The sequence below is a fragment of the Hafnia alvei genome (genome assembly GCF_034424155.1).
GTDB lineage: Bacteria > Pseudomonadota > Gammaproteobacteria > Enterobacterales > Enterobacteriaceae > Hafnia > Hafnia alvei.
Genome location: NZ_CP139992.1, coordinates 3,068,028 through 3,085,002, shown reverse-complemented (window position 1 = coordinate 3,085,002; position 16,975 = coordinate 3,068,028). Strand labels below are relative to the sequence as shown.

18 protein-coding genes and 1 tRNA gene are annotated in these 16,975 nt (G+C 47.1%); 16 read left to right on the top strand and 3 right to left on the bottom strand.

Annotation, left to right across the window (positions count from 1 at the left end; translation table 11 throughout):
• Positions 1-316: 316 nt before the first annotated feature.
• Complete coding sequence (locus U0008_RS14435) at positions 317-994, bottom strand: LexA family protein (protein ID WP_025797653.1); 678 nt, start codon at positions 992-994, stop codon at positions 317-319.
• Between the two features lie 980 nt (positions 995-1,974).
• Here U0008_RS14435 and U0008_RS14430 point away from each other — a divergent pair.
• The 5 genes from U0008_RS14430 (at position 1,975) to U0008_RS14410 (ending at position 6,570) form a co-directional block, all read left to right on the top strand.
• A complete protein-coding gene (locus tag U0008_RS14430) occupies positions 1,975-3,594 on the top strand; it encodes a DEAD/DEAH box helicase (protein WP_043494383.1) in 1,620 nt (539 codons plus the stop codon).
• A complete protein-coding gene (locus U0008_RS14425; protein WP_043494380.1) occupies positions 3,591-4,553 on the top strand; it encodes a toprim domain-containing protein in 963 nt (320 codons plus the stop codon). Before U0008_RS14430 ends, U0008_RS14425 begins: the two co-directional genes overlap by 4 nt.
• Positions 4,553-5,413, top strand: a complete 861-nt coding sequence (locus U0008_RS14420; RefSeq protein WP_043494378.1) for a hypothetical protein — start codon at positions 4,553-4,555, stop codon at positions 5,411-5,413. Before U0008_RS14425 ends, U0008_RS14420 begins: the two co-directional genes overlap by 1 nt.
• The gene (locus tag U0008_RS14415; RefSeq protein ID WP_151200929.1) at positions 5,410-6,189 is read left to right on the top strand and encodes an antitermination protein Q; all 780 of its coding nucleotides are present in this window, start codon (positions 5,410-5,412) and stop codon (positions 6,187-6,189) included. The genes U0008_RS14420 and U0008_RS14415 overlap by 4 nt, the downstream gene beginning before the upstream one ends.
• Positions 6,190-6,492: 303 nt before the next feature.
• A tRNA-Ile gene (locus U0008_RS14410) sits at positions 6,493-6,570 on the top strand.
• Between the two features lie 59 nt (positions 6,571-6,629).
• Here the strand turns inward: U0008_RS14410 and U0008_RS14405 are convergent.
• Positions 6,630-6,923 carry a DUF1883 domain-containing protein gene (locus tag U0008_RS14405; protein ID WP_025797666.1) on the bottom strand — a complete coding sequence of 98 codons (294 nt, stop codon included), beginning with the start codon at positions 6,921-6,923 and terminating at the stop codon, positions 6,630-6,632.
• 1,233 nt (positions 6,924-8,156) lie between these two features.
• Between U0008_RS14405 and U0008_RS14400 the strand changes: the two genes are divergently transcribed.
• The 6 genes from U0008_RS14400 (at position 8,157) to U0008_RS14375 (ending at position 12,102) form a co-directional block, all read left to right on the top strand.
• The gene (locus U0008_RS14400) at positions 8,157-8,489 is read left to right on the top strand and encodes a phage holin, lambda family (protein ID WP_025797669.1); all 333 of its coding nucleotides are present in this window, start codon (positions 8,157-8,159) and stop codon (positions 8,487-8,489) included.
• A 9-nt stretch (positions 8,490-8,498) separates the two neighbouring features.
• A complete protein-coding gene (locus U0008_RS14395; RefSeq protein ID WP_043494360.1) occupies positions 8,499-9,113 on the top strand; it encodes a glycoside hydrolase family 19 protein in 615 nt (204 codons plus the stop codon).
• Complete coding sequence (locus tag U0008_RS14390) at positions 9,110-9,619, top strand: DUF2514 family protein (protein ID WP_043494358.1); 510 nt, start codon at positions 9,110-9,112, stop codon at positions 9,617-9,619. Before U0008_RS14395 ends, U0008_RS14390 begins: the two co-directional genes overlap by 4 nt.
• A gap of 203 nt (positions 9,620-9,822) precedes the next feature.
• Positions 9,823-10,392, top strand: a complete 570-nt coding sequence (locus U0008_RS14385; RefSeq protein WP_043494355.1) for a hypothetical protein — start codon at positions 9,823-9,825, stop codon at positions 10,390-10,392.
• 3 nt (positions 10,393-10,395) lie between these two features.
• Positions 10,396-11,853, top strand: coding sequence for a glycosyltransferase family 2 protein (locus U0008_RS14380; RefSeq protein WP_043494353.1), 1,458 nt, complete (start codon positions 10,396-10,398; stop codon positions 11,851-11,853).
• A gap of 18 nt (positions 11,854-11,871) precedes the next feature.
• Complete coding sequence (locus U0008_RS14375) at positions 11,872-12,102, top strand: DUF1327 domain-containing protein (RefSeq protein ID WP_043494351.1); 231 nt, start codon at positions 11,872-11,874, stop codon at positions 12,100-12,102.
• A 13-nt stretch (positions 12,103-12,115) separates the two neighbouring features.
• Here U0008_RS14375 and U0008_RS14370 read toward each other — a convergent pair whose 3' ends face one another.
• Positions 12,116-12,400, bottom strand: a complete 285-nt coding sequence (locus U0008_RS14370; protein ID WP_043494348.1) for a hypothetical protein — start codon at positions 12,398-12,400, stop codon at positions 12,116-12,118.
• A gap of 115 nt (positions 12,401-12,515) precedes the next feature.
• Between U0008_RS14370 and U0008_RS14365 the strand changes: the two genes are divergently transcribed.
• The 5 genes from U0008_RS14365 to U0008_RS14345 all read left to right on the top strand — a co-directional run bounded on the left by U0008_RS14365 (position 12,516) and on the right by U0008_RS14345 (position 16,964).
• Positions 12,516-13,157: a hypothetical protein gene (locus U0008_RS14365; RefSeq protein ID WP_051874163.1), complete on the top strand. Its 642-nt coding sequence runs from the start codon at positions 12,516-12,518 to the stop codon at positions 13,155-13,157.
• Entirely contained in the window at positions 13,154-13,495 is a 342-nt protein-coding gene (locus U0008_RS14360; protein ID WP_043494346.1) for an HNH endonuclease signature motif containing protein, read from the top strand. Before U0008_RS14365 ends, U0008_RS14360 begins: the two co-directional genes overlap by 4 nt.
• 184 nt (positions 13,496-13,679) lie before the next feature.
• Positions 13,680-14,165: a phage terminase small subunit, hendrixvirinae-type gene (locus U0008_RS14355; RefSeq protein ID WP_043494343.1), complete on the top strand. Its 486-nt coding sequence runs from the start codon at positions 13,680-13,682 to the stop codon at positions 14,163-14,165.
• A 7-nt stretch (positions 14,166-14,172) separates the two neighbouring features.
• Entirely contained in the window at positions 14,173-15,690 is a 1,518-nt protein-coding gene (locus tag U0008_RS14350) for a terminase large subunit (protein ID WP_043494340.1), read from the top strand.
• On the top strand, positions 15,690-16,964 hold the full coding sequence (locus U0008_RS14345; protein WP_043494338.1) for a phage portal protein: 1,275 nt from the start codon (positions 15,690-15,692) through the stop codon (positions 16,962-16,964). Before U0008_RS14350 ends, U0008_RS14345 begins: the two co-directional genes overlap by 1 nt.
• Positions 16,965-16,975 lie beyond the last annotated feature (11 nt).

Here is a 16,975-nt window from a genome sequence, read left to right as displayed (position 1 = left end):
CCAAGTTGATTTAGTGCGTACGTTTCTAAGCAACACCTGTTTGCCACTCTTTGGTATATATGCTGATAAGGAAATGTTCATTCTTAATCCTCCGAGTTCGTTATGACCCAATATTGAACTAAACATGCATTATTGGTCAAGATTAAAATGTCCAAAATGTTCAATTTAAAGTGAACTTTTAGTTATGCTATTGATATTTAGAAATAAAAAATTTCTGCTGAGTTTTTTAACAAATGGAAGAAGGATGGTGAACTGGGTGAGAGAAAAGAATGTGAATGTTCTGATAAAAAAACCGCTGATTAGCGGTTTTTAATGTTTAAACTAAGCGTAGCTTTGTCTCTATGGCTACACCAATGATCTTACAGTTTCCGTTGATGGGAATAAGAGGCCATATGGGATTCAACCCCTTGAGATATTTACTACCGCCGTCGAAGATAAGTTTTTTGAATGTGGCTTCATTGGCATCAGTTAATTTTGCGATAACCAAACTTCCATTTATTGGTTCTCTACCTGTATCGATCAGCACAAGTGTCCCTTCAGGGATGCTAATTCCCGATGGGGCTGTCATGGAATCCCCCTGAACTCTTAGCCAAAAGCCAGAACCAGTTACTTTCGCGTCGGACTCGTACCATTCATCTATTTCATCAATTGTGTATGGTTCACATGCATCAGCCCATGCTCCAGCGCTTACCCAGCTAATAACTGGATATAAATTTCCACGTGAGTAAGGAATTGGGTTTGTTACATTATGATCAAGTCCTGATGAACCATGTTGTAGCCACATGACATCAACTCGCAAGAATTTGGCAAGTTCATTCATTTTCGCTTGTCGTGGCATTGACTCCGCATTGAACCACTTACTCACTCCCTTAGACGAAACCCCCAAAGCTCGGGCAATAGCAATCCCGCGACCATGATCATCTAGCCCAGCATTTTTGCAGGCCTGCGCTAGCCGATGGGCAAACTCTTCACGCATTTTATCTATCTGTACCATGAGTACACCTTACATCAAGTTGATTGAATATTCGATTCAGTTTATTATGTACATTAAGTTCAATTTTAGGCAACCTTATGAGTAACTTTTCTAGTATCTTGAGAGACGTGGGTTTTATTAATGTGGCCGCGGCAACCAAACGGACCGTCCGCCAGATCTATAAATGGGAGAAGAATAATACTTTACCAAGAAGTGATTTCACTGGAGAAACGAGATTTGCTTTGTCAATAGCAAGAGCTTCTTGCGGCAAATATTCAGAAGACGAAGTTTTACAATCAGCCATGTTAGGTAGAACGATTCAGAAAGAATTGTAAGAAAAGTCTAGTGAATCATAAACGGCCAATAAGTTTGATGCCTGAACTATTCAGCGAAGCAGATAGAGACTGGATACAGGAACAACTACAGCGGCTAAGGCCGTCAGTCAGGCCAAAAATCGCACTTAAGTACGCAGAAGTTTATCAGGAGGCATTCGAAAGCGAGAAATTGACATACCGGCAAGAGAACAAGGCGAGGCGAGAAGCTAATACGCGACTCAGATTGTTTGTAAACAGGTATGCAGCAGCGAGCGAGGGGATCACGTCTCGCCCACCGCAAGCTGCTAAGCAGTAGGCCCACTTAGAGAGATTGACCTTCCAGACATTTAGCCGTCTAGATGTTTTGGGGAAGAGGGGAAAACTTTCTAGGGGGGGTAAGGGGGGTGATCTTTGAAAGGGGGGTTAGGGAAGGCTTAGCCAGAGAGGGAGATCTCCTTACTAACATAAGATCACTGAAGGGGGTATCCCTTAAAAATCCGGCAAATCAGAGGTCATACCAGATGTGCAAAACAATTCAAGGCTTGGTCTCTGGCATAGCCATTTTCAACAGAAGAGGTAAGTACCCAATGATTATTGGTGAGATTGAGAAAGCCTCGGAAGAGTGCAAGAAACTGGAGCGGGTTACTTTGGCGAGTGTTCGCGCTCCAGCTCTTGCGGAGGTAAAACATGCTTAACATCACTGCTAACTTAGCGCAGCAGCGTGCGCTGGATATGTTACGACGTGACTGGAAGCAGTACAACTCGTTCATGGTTTACAGCCCAACAGGGAGCGGTAAAACTGGCTTGAGTGCGTTTATCACTGATGGGTTCGTTTCACGTGGTATGCGCGTTCTGATGACCTGCCCCTATACCGTACTGGTTACACAGACGGCAAAGCGTTTTATTCAATATGGCCTGCCAGAGGATGAGATCAGCTATGTATGGCGTGATCACCCCAATTATGACCCTGAACGCAAGATCCAGATTGCTTCCGCTGACACGTTAATCCGTCGTGACTTTCCAGAAAATATTGATCTGCTCATTGTTGATGAGGCTCATCTTCGCCGCAAAAAGATGCTTGAGGTAATTAAGTATTTGACGGCTGAAACTCAGGTCAAAGTTATCGGCTTGTCTGGCACCCCCTTTGCGCCGTTCCTTGGCAAGTATTACCAGCGACTCATCAAGCCAACCACGATTAAAGAGCTGATGGATACGGGCGTGTTGTGTGGCTACGAGTTTTTTGCGCCAACAAAGCCTGATTTATCAGGTGTAAAGGTTACTCGTTCAGATGAGTTCGGTAGCGACTACAAAGAGGATGAGGTTGCAGAGATTATGTGTGGCGCTGATCTGGTGGGCGATATTGTCAGTAATTGGCTTTCGCATGGCGAAGATCGTCCGACAGTTGCGTTTTGCGTCAATGTTAACCATGCCAACTATGTCACTCTCCAGTTCAACAAGGCGGGGGTAAATGCTGAGGTTATGACAGCCCAAACCCCACATGACGAACGCCAAATGATGATCCACCGATTTGAGCAGGGTGCGACAAAAATCATTGTCAGCGTTGGTACCTTGATTGCGGGGTTCGACAGTGATGTTCGTTGCATCATTTACGCCCGCCCGACGAAATCCGAGATCCGCTGGTTACAAATTATTGGCCGTGGGCTACGTACTGCCAAGGGCAAAGATAAGTGCCTGGTATTCGATCACTCGGGTTCTGTCCATCGGCTAGGTTATCCCGACAGCATTGAGTACGACACACTTCCCTCTAAAAACGATGGGATGAAAACAGCCGTATCGGAACGAGAAAACGAGAAGCGCGAGAAATTACCCAAAGAGTGTTCTCAGTGCCATTACATGAAGCCTGCTGGTGTTTACCAGTGTCCTAAATGCGGACATAAGCCGCTTGCAGGTGAGGATGTTGATACGGATGCGAGCCGTGGACTCAAGCAAATCAGCGGGAAAAAGAAGGTTGTGACTAAGCAGCAGAAGCAAAGCTGGTGGTCGCAAATCAAGTTTTATCAGCGTCAACGCGCTGCACAAGGCAAGCCAGTATCTGACGGCTGGTGTGCTCATACTTTCAAGGACAAGTTCGGAACATGGCCCAACGGCTTACAAGATTACCCAATGGAAATTACCCCAGAGGTCAACAATTACATTAAGTGGAAGCAAATCGCCTTCGCTAAAGGCCGCGAAAAATCCAAAAGTACAGAGCCACGCCAGCCTGCGTTAAGCGGGATTGAGCAAGCGGCAAATCATCTCAGCAACGTTCGTGCGTCTTTGGCAGCACGTAAGGCAGTGACGCCATGAAAACTACTGATGCTGTGATCGGACGCTGGCCAGAGGTGTTCGAGCACTATGGTTTACCTCCTGTAACGGGTAAACGTCACTTCAAAGGGAAATGCCCAGCTTGCCAGTCGAAAGGCAGTTTCCGTTGTGACGATAAAGATGGGCGCGGTACATGGGTGTGTAAATGCGGCGCGGGGGATGGATGGAAGCTGCTTGCCATCACTCAGGGTAAGGATTTCAAAACACTTGCTGCTGAGGTCGATACGATTATAGGGCGGGAGTATCAGCCCGATACCGAATCCAAACCAGTGGAAAGTGGCAAGAAGAAACAGCGTGAAGCGGTTTCCAAAAAATACTCAGGGCTGGTGGGGCTAAGAGGTACGAGCGGTGAAACGTATCTACGTAATCGTGAGATCAATACTCTTCCTTCAGATGCTATCCGTTTCTGCCTCGAGCAGCCATTTAACGGGCAGCACTACCAAAGCTTATTTTCGCTGGCAACGGATGACAAAGGGGCGCTCTGTTATTTGCATCTAACCTTATTGGATGGCGATAAAAAGGCCAATTTGGGTGAGAGCGCCAAACGCATGCTGTCGCTACAAGAGGACAGCTATTTGGAGCACGCCGGTTCAGTTGCGATCCGCATGTTTCCCCCTGCATCCACACTGGGTATTGCTGAGGGTATAGAGACCGCGCTGTCGTGCCGACAAATCTACGGCTGCAATGTATGGGCAGTACTGAACACGTCACTCATGAAGCGATTCAGAGCGCCTATGGGCGTTACACATCTCATTATTTTTGCTGACACAGATTCAAACGGGGCAGGTCACGCCGCCGCTTTTGAGTGTGGGCATCGCAATATTTTATCCAACAACGATGTTGAGAAGGTCAGTATCCGCTGGCCGGAATCGGGTGACTTCAACGATATGCTCATCAATGGTGCACAAGTTTTCGAATGGCCGCTGGGGAGGGCCGCATAATGTCTCATAAAGGTAATCCAGTACATCAAGACCTATTCACAATTCCAGAACCAACTTACAGCACCGAGGTTGCGGTAACAAAACCATTACCACAACAGCATGTTATTACCGGCCATAAGCAGACAGATGCTTATTTGTGGGTGTTGGAGGTTATCAGGCTCAACGAGCCAGCACATTTGCAAGCAGCTGAAGATGCACTGCAAAAACTGAAGATAACACCTAAGCAAGCGCAGGAGCACTACAGTAACTATCTGATGAAGTCTGGTGCGGCTCCGTTCCAGATAGCGTTTAGCACCATGTCGATGGATAACCCGGCAGGCTATATAAGCGCGGCGAAACAGGCTATTGCAGAGGCTGCTAAGGTACGTGCTGTATTTGGCAGTTATGAGGCTGCCTTGGTCAATACCCCAGCGGAAGAGCTGATGTTGTCCGGTGAGCTAGCGGATGTGTACTCATCCTGCTGGGGCTGGACGGACGAAGAAATCGCAGATAATTGCGTTGAGGGAGAGCGTTGCTACGAAATTGATGAGCAGCGTCAAGCGGCATCAAAGGGTTTTGTTGCTCAATTACCCGAGCCAGCCACGCTTTCAGATGTTGTCTGTGAGTTTCAATATTGGGATTGGCTTTATCAATTGCGTAACCGTGCTGAAAAAGAGCTGGGCTATGAATATGCCGATGGTGGCCGTAGCCATATTAATGATCGTGAGGGATATCTCGAAAGCCTCCTAGCAACTATTAGACCTGTTAGCCGTGAAGAAGCCGTAGCGGTGTGCAAATGGGTATTTGAGAAAGAGCCCTTAATGGATCTTGGCAAAATCACGGAAAACATCATTCTGAATTTAGTGGGTGAATGTGCATGAAAATCGAAAATGCGTTAAAGCACTTTGGGCCTAAAGGGATGAATATAACCGGCATGTCTGGCGGGACATCTCCCGATCGCATTACGGGCACCGACCTGATGGCGGCTATGGGCATGGCGGAAGCGAGAGCCAGCTTTGGTATGGCGGCTTTCCTCGGTAAAAGTGGTATCAGTACCCAAGATAAGATCCGCACCGTCGAAGAATTAAGCAAGTACGCTTTGCGTCATGCGCCGAAACTGGTTGTTAAATCTGCAGGTAACCGGTTAGGGCAGTGCATGGTTCTTCTTGCCAAACTTGCCTTTGAAGAATATGCCCGATCGGCAGCGTCAATGTCGGAATGTGATGAGTGCAAAGGTGAGGGGCTCATCTATAGTTACCAAGATGTTGTGAAACATCCCGGCATCACGAACGCCGATGGTGAGGTCGTTTACTCTTCTACCATCAAACGCGAGCGAGTAGGTGTGTTATGCAAGCACTGCAACGGTAAAGGCAAAGTATCTCAACGCTGCCGCTGTCATGGTACAGGGAGAGTGCGGGATTTAGAAAAGTCAGCACTGCTTGGACGACCAATAGATAAAACGTGTGAGCGCTGCTCTGGAAGAGGATATAAACGTACGCCAGCCTCTAAAGCTTACAGAGCCATTGCAGCATGGGTGCCAGAATTGCAGGAAAGGACATGGAATCGTAATTGGAAGCCTTACTTTGAGGCGCTGGTGGCAAAATGTGATATTGAAGAGAGTTATGCGGATAGCGTGTTTAACGAAGTGACTCGTTAGACACTGTTTGGAAACGATAGCGACAAATTAAGACATAAAACTTGCATTTTGTCCGAAGCTGGTTTAATTTGGCTAAATAGTGGGAATTTGTATCGTTTATCCACTCGCAATCATTTGACCCCGCCTAGTGCGGGTTTTTTTATTGTCATTGTCGTACTTATCCGAAAATAACGCTTAGTTATTGTAATGAATTATCTTATATGGTTATTATTCCGCTAGCTGTAGCGAGCTAGCGTAGGGATGAGCGTCGTTATCATTGGTGAAAGCCAATTTATCAGCTCGTTACAGCGCCGCGCGTCCTAACCGCCACTAGCTCAGCAGGATAGAGCCGATGACCATATAAGTTGTAGGTGCGAGGTTCGAGTCCTCGGTGGCGGACCAACTTTGCGATAGATGTTGAACTCCTACTTTGAAAATTGCCTGTAAATAGACTTTCATTACTATTTGATCACGTCTTGTTGCTCTAATAACTCATGATTAGGCAAGATAGTTATGCTCACTGAAGACTCAGTATCTCCATGACTATGAGTATCAATCACGATATTCCAGATCCCATCGTATGGAACTTCAACAATAGCTGGGAAGTTGCAAAAAAAACCTCCATGGTAGTCGGCCCAACTGTCTCGGCAAAATCTGTCGTAATGTTTTTCATTGATCAATAGGATTTTAGCCGGCTCTGAACAAACCACTTTTACATAGCTGTTGGCTACAAGAAATAATCGACTACTTTTCATTCGATGGAACTCCATACGTAATAAAAAAGAAACCTCTCATCCCCGTAAGTTCAGATGAGAGGGGCCATGGGCCAACATCAGGGAAAATCTATGCTAATGTATAATCAAACACAGGTAGTAATTGATAACCTAGGATGAATAGCAACTTATTGATTTAGATCTATTTATTTTTGCTTTTGATATACTCTCTTTCGTTATTTTATAAATAAATCTAATGTATTATGATAAGTAACTGAAAAGTTGAACTTTTTTAAAGGTATTATTTATGTCTTAAGTTTATTGATGTAAGAAGAGTCTTAGCTAATTTATTTTGATAATTTGACATTAAGTAGGTTGGGTTTCTAAAGCTAAATCTTTTTTATTGGAAATTAAAACTAAGCGGTATAAATGCCAAAATCAAAAAAACATGAATAACCATAAGTCATTACTTATCAGGCTAATTAATTATTTGTTGAAAATAAAGCCTGCTAGCAAATGACTATCCTCAAATTTTTCTAACTAAGGTTATTACTGCCGAGCTACTTTACTTTTGGTAATGTCCATTAAAAAGATTATTCCGAAAGTTTCGTTAATGATTGTGTCACTGTAATAAATTAGGTACGTTCAATGGGTCGTGGTGCCTGATCAGTTTGTAAGAAAAGTGTTTGGGAAGAGCCATCACGGCAATCAGCACATCACTCAGCGAAGAAGGGATAACCCAGAGCGTTTGGTGTGCTGCACAACTGCATGAGCCATCTTCATATAGCACCGAATACAGGTGCGCGTCTTTCAACCAGTGGAGATGGCTCAGCCGATTGTGTTGATGTTTTATTTCAGGCAGCCACAATATAGAACAATAGCAATATTAAGATTAATGACGCAGCAGAGGCTTGCAGCCCTATAAGCCATTCGCTCATGAAGACTCTCATATGTTCACCTTTAGATTCCTTTGTTAATCCAGTAAAACACTTCGCATATAGGATATAATAATTTATCTCCAAATCTAGTAATTAAGTACTTAGCTGTATGAGATTACAGGTGAAAAATCATTAGCTCAAAATCGATAATATAATGAGCTAAGCATTCTCACTGAATTCTATAACTATATTTATAGGCCACCTTCTGGTGGCCTTTTTCATATGTAGCGCCCAGCCAACAACCATCCACACATTAAACACTTTCTAGCAGAGAGTGGTTACGGCTGGGTGCTATTCCACTAATTAACCCTACCGCGCTGGTGGATGGGGGGAGAACATGAAAATGCACAAAAGCCCCGAGCTCTGGGCCATGTTAATGACATGGATTGCAGAGCACCGCAGCGAGGGAAGTTACGCATTCATTGCGGGTCTAATGGCTATTCTGCGGGGGATATATAACGGAGAGTCTCCGATGTGGCGACGGATTCTGGATGCCGCTATGTGCGCACTGGTGGCATTCTTTATTAAAGACCTGCTTACGCTAATGAGTTGGGATCAAGAGTGGGCATATATCGGCAGTGTCTTTATTGGCTTCTTGGGTATTGATTATTTCAGCTCGGTTCTACGTCGTGTTGTCGGCAGTAAGACTGGCGTCCCTCCTCAACAGTAAGGTAATTCCATGGATCTCGAACAGTTTCAAAAGGCGGCTGATATTAGCGCCGGATTAGCTGCGCGCTGGTTTCCGCACATCGATGCAGCAATGAAAGAATTTGGTATCACAGCGGCAACCGATCAGGCGATGTTTATTGCTCAGGTGGGTCATGAGTCTGGTGGGTTTCGGCAGGTTGTTGAATCACTGAATTACACACCGGGTGCTTTGGTTACTGTATTTGGTAAGCGTATTACTCAGCAGCAGGCCAATGCCCTTGGCAGAACGACGCAGCAACCAGCGCGACAAGATGCCATCGCTAATCTGGTTTATGCCAGTCGCTTAGGTAATAAAGCCTCCGGCGATGGTTGGAAGTATCGAGGCCGCGGCCTTATCCAGATTACCGGACTTGATAACTATCGCGCATGTGGCGCAGCGCTAAAGCTTGATTTGGTGACTAAGCCAGAATTGCTCGAGCTAGAGCTACAAGCTGCACGTTCGGCGGCGTGGTTCTACACATCAAAAGGCTGCATGGCATACGGTGCTGACGTTTATCGAGTGACGCAGATTATCAACGGTGGTCTGAACGGTATCGATGATCGCAAGGTACGCTACAACAAGGCGCGGGCGGCGCTTATGGTATGAGTATCAATTGGCGAATGATAGCAATGGTGGTGGTGCTTGCGAATTTGTCCTTATGGGTGGGTCATTACACTGGCTACCGTGATGCCGATAAATCTTGGCAGTTGAAATGGGCGCAGCGTAATAAAGCAGATTCTGATGCTCTAGCCAAGCGGCAAGTTGGTGAACGAGCGGAAGAGCAACGCAGGCAACAGGCAGCAAATCAGGCGGTTAAAGATGCAGAGAAAGACAACGAACAGCTTAAAGCTGATGCTATTAATGCTAAGCGTTCTGCTGACAGGTTGCAGCAACAGCTCGCACAGCTCAGGCAACAATTCGCAGACAGTGAAACCGGCAAGCTTTCCAGCGCTGCCAGCTCAAGCGCGTCAAAGTCCCAAGCCATCATATTGCTTACCCAGTTGCTCAGCGAATCTAACGAAGCAGCAGGAGAGTATGCAAAAGAGGCTGACCGTGCTTATAGCGCCGGAAAAACCTGTGAACGCGTCTATGACAAAGTAAGCGGGCAGTAGGCATTACAGCAGGCATTCAATTAGTGCCTGTGATAATGCCAAAAGAACACCGAAATACTTGAGGTCACCGCTGGTGGCCTTTTTATTTTCTGCTGGTTTATCAGTTTGGCCATTCGTTATTACAGGATAAACACACTGTTTTGAATGCGGGTTGTCTCTGAATCAGGCGGGGCGATACTTTCACATATAGAGGATTATTCTAAATGAAACATTTAATACTGCGGGACGTGATGGCAAGAATGAGTATCACGGTGAATGGTGACGGATTTGAAGTTACCAATCCGGCCGGAACAGCCCAGTATGATGCATGGGGATCGAGAACTACAGTAAACGGCATTCCTGAATATTTCCCGCTGCAGCTGTCTGTTTCAGGGGTTGCGAGCTTCGAGAATACTGCGCCGAGTGGCGGTTATTGCTCAATGAGTATGGGAGTGGTTGGGAGTAATTCACCGGAATCATCTCCGATTCACACTAATAAGAGAGCCACTGAAACCAAGCCAATCCAAACGTTGAGCATTAAGGTTGAAGCTGACACCAGTGAGCTCGAGAAAAAGCTGGATGAAATTAACAATCTAATAAAAAACAGCGCAGCCTTTGAGCTCATTAACGGCAAAATATTTATCAAACCAGCTACCATCTCTCGAGATAAAATTACCGTTACTGAAGTTAGAGAAATCATCAAAAACGCCACCGCTAATCAGGATGCTCTTCGCGAAGCTATTGAAATTGAGTGTCGTGCTGGTGGGATGATCTGTCGCGCCATTAAGGGTTAAATCATGCGGGTCACTATCGATGGCGTTCCCTATGAACCCGCTAATAATTCATCGGCACGCATCGGTATTGCGATCACTACCCATAACCGTGCTGATGTTCTTTCTCGCTCCATAGAGCAACACCAAAAATATCTACCGTCTGGTGCGCTGGTGGTGGTTATCGATGATGGATCAGCATCTGCAACCGTAGCTCCTGATGGTGTAAAACTTATACGGCACGAAAAATCCCTCGGTATTGTGGCATCAAAGAATCGAAGCCTTGAAGTGCTGATGGATGCCGGGTGTGAACATCTATTTTTATGGGACGATGATGCATGGCCCATTGCTGATAACTGGCATATCCCTTATATCGAATCACCTGAGCCTCATCTGGCTTATCAGTTTAAAGATTTGGCAGGGCCGAAGAAATTGAACGATATGGCCGAGCTGTATCGCGACAATAAGCACGTTGCTTATACCGGTCAGCGCGGCGTGATGCTGTATTACCATTGCAGCGCCATCGAGAAGGTTGGCGGTTTCGACCCTATCTATGGCAGTGGTATGTACGAGCACCCTGATTTGGCGTTGCGCATTCATAACGCTGGATTAACCACGTGGGCCTTTGCTGATGTAGTCGGCTCGGAAAAGCTTATTTATTCGCTCGATGAGCATGAACAGGTAAATCGTTCAGTCTCTCGGCCTGAGCGTGAGGCGTTGGTGAAACGCAACGTCGGCATTTATAACGGCCGCCGTGATACCGGATACACCGGTTTTGCATCATATTCCCGGAATCCGAACGTAGTTATCACCACGTTACTGACGAGCCAACCAGACCCTCAGCGCGTTGTCAGCATGAAAGCGGATCCGCAACTGTTACAGGCATGGGCAGATTCTATATCCGGCGCACTGCCGGTTGTTCTGGCTGATGAGTTGAAAGAATCTCCAACTGGCGCCGGTCTATTCGAGATTCCAGTTCTGCGCATGAGTCCATACTTTGCGCGCTGGTTGCATATCTATCAACACCTGAGAGCTCACCCTGAGTACCATCTTGTCTGGTGTACTGACGGTACCGATGTCGAGATGTTAAGTGAGCCATGGGATGAGATGGAGCCCGGTAAGATTTACGTTGGTTCCGAGGCTACAACATATTCGGATCCGTGGATGAAGAAGAATCACCATGGGCAGACTTACCATTCATTCTTCGATAGGCATAAGGCTGAGGTACTGCTCAACGCTGGGCTGCTTGGCGGATGCCGTGAAGATGTGATGGAGTTTGCACATCGCATCATTCGTCTGTATTACCGCATTGAAAGCCAACGGTTCTGGAGTATTGAGAAAGCACCGCCTACATCCGTTGATATGGGCGCGTTCGGTATTGTCGCTAAGTCGTTTGGCGATCGTGTGGTTACCGGCCCACGCGTGCATACAGTATTTAAGACGGATGGTTTTGGTAAGGAGAGCGCCTGGTGGCGTCATAAATAAATTTAATAGGAGTTAACAATGTCTCAAAACTACGAGTTAAGAGTTTCATGCCTTACAGCTAATGGTGATGGTATTAATGCCACAGTGAGCGTTAATGCAAGAGGTTTACCATCATTAGACGTCTTTCGTGTTGAAGTCTTAATTCCGCGATATGAAGATGGAACTATTGAATATTATGAAAAAGAAGCTATGAGAAAAGCTGCGGATATTATTAGTTCTGTTAACTGCGATATCAATAAAGCGGCCTAATGGCCGCTTATAACTACTTAATAAACTTCTCAGGTTCAGGTTTGAACTGCTCCCTGAAGGCCGGCGCTAGTAGATCATTAATAGCTGACTTAATCTGTACTGATACTCCGTGATTAAGTTTATTAAGTGATTCTGAAAGAGAGCCCTTGAGCTTGGAAGAAAACTTTTCATCGCCAGATTGCTCGTCGAGAAGGTCGATGATATGTGTAATCACAAAGTTTGTTGCCGCACCTTGTTTCGCCATCTTCTGTTCGAGTAGAGTAATTTTCTGTATTAGCGCTGCTGTTTGTTGATCCATCGGTATTTCCTTAACTGAGGTAATCAGCCATCCCTCATTATTATGAACGTCTGTGTTAGGGCATAGACGGGCTGAACACACATAGTAACAAGGGGTAAGGCACAGTAACACTCTGATGCTTAAACATTCGCCGCCATTGCGCGGCTTTTTTATTGGAGAATTTACGGTGGCTGAAGAGATTAAGTTTGTAGTGGTTGGGCACCACTCACGCTACAAGCAGGCACTCTGTTTGGCTGAGTCACTGGGCGCCGTTCTGCTAATTGATAGTGGTGACCACGGCGCGAACTGGAATCATCGCCGTGCGCTTGAGTGGGCCGCAGAGCAATCTTGTCGGGTGGTCGTGCTTGAAGACGATGCATTACCGATGCCTGATTTCCATGTGGCAGTTGCTGAGTGGTTGGCTTGCTTCCCTGATAACCTCGTTAGCTTTTATCTGGGCACCGGCAGGCCACCACAGTATCAGATGCAAATAGCAGAGAGGCTGATCATTGCAGATAAGAGCCGTGCTGACTTAATCACTATGCCTCGATTGATTCATGGTGTGTGCTACAGCGTCCCTCTGCAACATCTGCCACGCGTGCTGGCAAGATGGGATAGCAGCAAGGCAGCAGACTATGCAGTAGGTGATGCCTATGGCGGTTCGGTGGTCTACCCGTGCTACTCACTCGTTGACCATGCAGACGGGCAGCCAGTTGAGGTGCCGCAAGACGGAATGCCCAGGACTGAACGCAGGAAAGCATGGAGATTGGCGCTATGAGTAAAGAACCTCGTATATATGGCAGTCGATGGGATAAAGCTCGCCTTTCCTTTCTTCGGTCTAATCCGTTATGCCGTATGTGTGCTGAACAAGGCAGAACGATAGCCGCAACAGTTGTGGATCACATCGAACCGCACAAGCTGAAGGATGCGATTAAGTCAGGCAATCAGGCGGCGATTGCGAAAGCCCAGCTGTTGTTCTGGGATAAAAGGAACTGGCAGCCACTCTGCAAACAACACCATGACTCCACAAAGCAGAGGATGGAGAAGCACGGCGTTGCCATTGGATGTGATGTCAATGGCTATCCACTCGATCCCAATTCTCATTGGCGTGATTGAGAACAGTTATCACCTAGGTGGTGATGTAGTTTCATCATGAAATCATATCAATTCAAATGATATTTATTCGCATCAAGGGCAAGGGGGGAGGGGTAAATCTCTACCGCTCTCGCCCTAAATGACCGCCACCGAAGTTTCAATTTAACGCTAACCCGATTTTTTCAGGTTTTTTAGGTGCAAAAAAATGGCAGACAAACGGATCCGCTCCGACAGTTCGTCGGCGGCAATTCAGGCCATGAAAAATGCTACAGAGGATACCATTCAACCTCCGGCGCATGCGGGTCTGGAGAAAAAAGCCGAACCTTTCTGGCATGACAATATCAGATCGAAAGCATTAGACAGTTGGACGCCAGCCGACTTATTAGCTGCGGCTGAACTGGCAAATAATCAGCTCTATATCACCGTTTTACGGCGTGATTTGCGCAAAGAAGAGCGTAAACGTGGTGAAGATCGTAATGAACAACTGATTAAAGATTTACGTAAACAGATAGTCGAGTTGCAGAGAACCATTCTTGCTCAGCGCCGCGACCTGCAAATTCATTCCCATGCGACTAACGGCGAGAGCCGCGATCAGAAAAAGCGCAATGAGAACGATCGCAACGCACGCAGTGCTGTTAATCAAAACTCGGGAGAGGATGACAATCTGATTGCTTTCCCAAAACAAGGATAGGTAACAGATGACGCGAGGAGAAAAGGTTATCGCGTTCATTGAGCGCTACTGCATCGTGCCAGAGGGAAAGCTTATCGGGCAGCCGATGAGACTGGACGAGTTTCAGAAGCTATTTCTCTTGGCGATGTACGACAATCCCGTCGGTACCGATAAAGCCTATCTGAGTATTGCGCGTAAAAACGGTAAGACCGGTTTAATTGCTGGGATTTTGCTGGCTCATTTAGTGGGCCCCGAGGCAAAACAAAACACGCAGATAGTGAGCGGCGCGATGAGCCGTGAGCAAGCGGGGATCGTATTTAGCCTCGCGGTGAAGATGATAAATCTCAATCCTGATCTGCAGGGCATTGTTCACATCATCCCCAGTGGTAAAAAGCTGATTGGCCTACCGATGAACGTTGAGTTCAAGGCGCTGGCCGCCGAAGGTAAAACGACCCACGGTTTATCTCCCGTGCTGGCAATCCTCGATGAGGTGGGGCAGGTTGTCGGTCCACAGAGTGACTTTATCGACGCCATCATTACCGCACAAGGGGCGCATGAGTCGCCGTTACTGATAGCGATCAGTACTCAGGCGGCAAACGATAATGATTTGCTCAGTATCTGGCTTGATGATGCTGAGCGCTCCGGCGATCCCCATATTGTTTCCCATGTCTACCAAGCGCCGAAAGAGGCCGACGTGAGTGACAGAGAGGCATGGGCAGCGGCTAATCCTGCGTTGGGTAGCTTTCGTTCCCTCAAAGATTTAGAGCGTCAGGCTGAAATGGCCGGACGTATGCCGAGTTTTGAAAACACCTTTCGTAACCTTTGCCTCAATCAGCGCGTGTCTACGGTTTCGCCGTTTATCTCTAAAAACGTATGGGAGAGCGGTAAGGAGCCGCCACAGAACACGCCGCGTAAATGGTTTGCTGGTCTTGACCTATCGGCTCGAAATGACCTTACCGCGCTGGTTATTGCTGGCGATGATGGAAAAGGCGTTTGGGATATTTTCCCCTTCTTCTGGACGCCGCAAAAAACGCTGGCTGACAGAGCTAAAACGGACAGGGTGCCTTATGACGTCTGGGTTAAGCAGGGGTTCTTGCGAACAACACCGGGTTCGTCGGTGGATTACGAATATGTGGTGAAAGATATCGCCGAAATATTAAGTGACTTTGATCTATTAAGCTCAATGGCATTTGACCGATGGCGCATCGATTTGTTTAGAAAAGAGCTCGAAAATATTGGACTGACTTTACCGCTTGCCGAGTTTGGGCAGGGCTTTAAAGATATGGGACCGGCTGTAGACACGATTGAATCATTGCTGCTTAACGGGAAGGTACGTCATGGCATGCATCCCGTGTTGACCATGTGCGCCCAAAACGCCGTGGTGGTTAAAGATGCCGCAGGAAACCGCAAACTAGATAAGTCCAAGGCAACGGGACGTATCGACGGCATGGTCGCCATGACAATGGCGGCAGGTGCAGCAAACGGGGAGGTCGTTATTGTTGGTGGCGACTTTGAAGATTTCTTATTTAAACCGCTGAGTATGTGATGGCAGATAATAATTACAGTATCGATTTGCGCACGAATAACGGCTGGTGGGCGCGTCTGCAGTCGTGGTTTGTCGGCGGACGTTTAGTGACGCCCGATCAGGGGTCGCAAACGGGCCCCGTATCAGCGCATGGTGCACTGGGTGACTCATTAGTGACTGATGAGCGGATACTACAAATCTCCACCGTTTGGCGCTGTGTGTCTCTGATCTCCACGTTGACCGCCTGCTTGCCGCTTGATGTCTTTGAAACAGACCGAAGTGATAACCGGCAGAAAGTTGGCATGGAACACCCTTTGGCAAGGCTACTGCGTTATTCGCCAAACCAGTACATGACCGCGCAGGAGTTCCGCGAGGCCATGACAATGCAGCTCTGCTTCTATGGCAATGCTTATGCGTTGATCGAGCGAAACTCGGTCGGTGATGTCGTCAGTTTGCTACCGCTCATGTCAGCCAATATGGACGTGAGACTGGAGGGTAAGCGGATTGTTTACCGATACCAACGAGATAGCGAGTATGCCAATTTTCAGCAACGGGATATTTTCCATCTGAAAGGGTTTGGGTTTAACGGGTTGGTTGGACTGTCACCTATTGCTCACGCGTGCAAATCCGCAGGGGTAGCCGTCGCGATGGAGGATCAGCAGCGTGATTTTTACGCCAACGGTGCCAAATCTCCAAAAATCCTCTCGGTCGGCGATCGCGTTATGACTAAGGAGCAGCGCGATCAGGTGGAGGAGAACTTTAAAGAAATTGCGGGTGGTCCCGTGAAAAAGCGCCTCTGGATCCTCGAAGCAAATTTTGAATCACACGATATTGGCGTGAGCCCCCAAGACGCTGAAACCATGGCATCACGAAAGTTTCAGGTGAGTGAGCTGGCGCGCTTTTTTGGCGTTCCGCCACATCTGGTGGGTGATGTCGAAAAATCTACCAGCTGGGGGACGGGCATTGAGCAGCAAAACCTCGGCTTTCTGCAATATACGTTACAGCCCTTTATTTCCCGCTGGGAGAACTGCATTCAACGCTGGTTGTTAAAACCCGATCAAATAGGAAAGTTACACGCCGAGCATAATTTGGATGGCCTATTGCGTGGCGATTCAACCTCCCGCGCCGCATTTATGAAAGCGATGGGCGATGCAGGGCTTCGAACGATTAATGAAATGCGCCGGCTGGATAATATGCCGCCGATAACCGGTGGGGATTCCGCGATGCGGCAAAAACAATATGTGCCTATAACCCAATTAGGAACAGACAACAAACCTCGCAATAGCGGGGTTTAGTTTTTTATGGG

Bases quoted from the DNA above. Each gene is read 5' to 3' on its own strand.
- U0008_RS14420 (WP_043494378.1), top strand. From the start codon at position 4,553: ATGTCTCATAAAGGTAATCCAGTACATCAAGACCTATTCACAATTCCA.
- U0008_RS14380 (WP_043494353.1), top strand. From the start codon at position 10,396: ATGCGGGTCACTATCGATGGCGTTCCCTATGAACCCGCTAATAATTCA.
- U0008_RS14370 (WP_043494348.1), bottom strand. From the start codon at position 12,400: ATGGATCAACAAACAGCAGCGCTAATACAGAAAATTACTCTACTCGAA.
- U0008_RS14365 (WP_051874163.1), top strand. From the start codon at position 12,516: ATGCTTAAACATTCGCCGCCATTGCGCGGCTTTTTTATTGGAGAATTT.
- U0008_RS14415 (WP_151200929.1), top strand. From the start codon at position 5,410: ATGAAAATCGAAAATGCGTTAAAGCACTTTGGGCCTAAAGGGATGAAT.
- U0008_RS14390 (WP_043494358.1), top strand. From the start codon at position 9,110: ATGAGTATCAATTGGCGAATGATAGCAATGGTGGTGGTGCTTGCGAAT.
- U0008_RS14395 (WP_043494360.1), top strand. From the start codon at position 8,499: ATGGATCTCGAACAGTTTCAAAAGGCGGCTGATATTAGCGCCGGATTA.
- U0008_RS14425 (WP_043494380.1), top strand. From the start codon at position 3,591: ATGAAAACTACTGATGCTGTGATCGGACGCTGGCCAGAGGTGTTCGAG.
- U0008_RS14435 (WP_025797653.1), bottom strand. From the start codon at position 994: ATGGTACAGATAGATAAAATGCGTGAAGAGTTTGCCCATCGGCTAGCG.
- U0008_RS14360 (WP_043494346.1), top strand. From the start codon at position 13,154: ATGAGTAAAGAACCTCGTATATATGGCAGTCGATGGGATAAAGCTCGC.
- U0008_RS14405 (WP_025797666.1), bottom strand. From the start codon at position 6,923: ATGAAAAGTAGTCGATTATTTCTTGTAGCCAACAGCTATGTAAAAGTG.
- U0008_RS14430 (WP_043494383.1), top strand. From the start codon at position 1,975: ATGCTTAACATCACTGCTAACTTAGCGCAGCAGCGTGCGCTGGATATG.
- U0008_RS14400 (WP_025797669.1), top strand. From the start codon at position 8,157: ATGAAAATGCACAAAAGCCCCGAGCTCTGGGCCATGTTAATGACATGG.
- U0008_RS14345 (WP_043494338.1), top strand. From the start codon at position 15,690: ATGGCAGATAATAATTACAGTATCGATTTGCGCACGAATAACGGCTGG.
- U0008_RS14355 (WP_043494343.1), top strand. From the start codon at position 13,680: ATGGCAGACAAACGGATCCGCTCCGACAGTTCGTCGGCGGCAATTCAG.
- U0008_RS14385 (WP_043494355.1), top strand. From the start codon at position 9,823: ATGAAACATTTAATACTGCGGGACGTGATGGCAAGAATGAGTATCACG.
- U0008_RS14375 (WP_043494351.1), top strand. From the start codon at position 11,872: ATGTCTCAAAACTACGAGTTAAGAGTTTCATGCCTTACAGCTAATGGT.
- U0008_RS14350 (WP_043494340.1), top strand. From the start codon at position 14,173: ATGACGCGAGGAGAAAAGGTTATCGCGTTCATTGAGCGCTACTGCATC.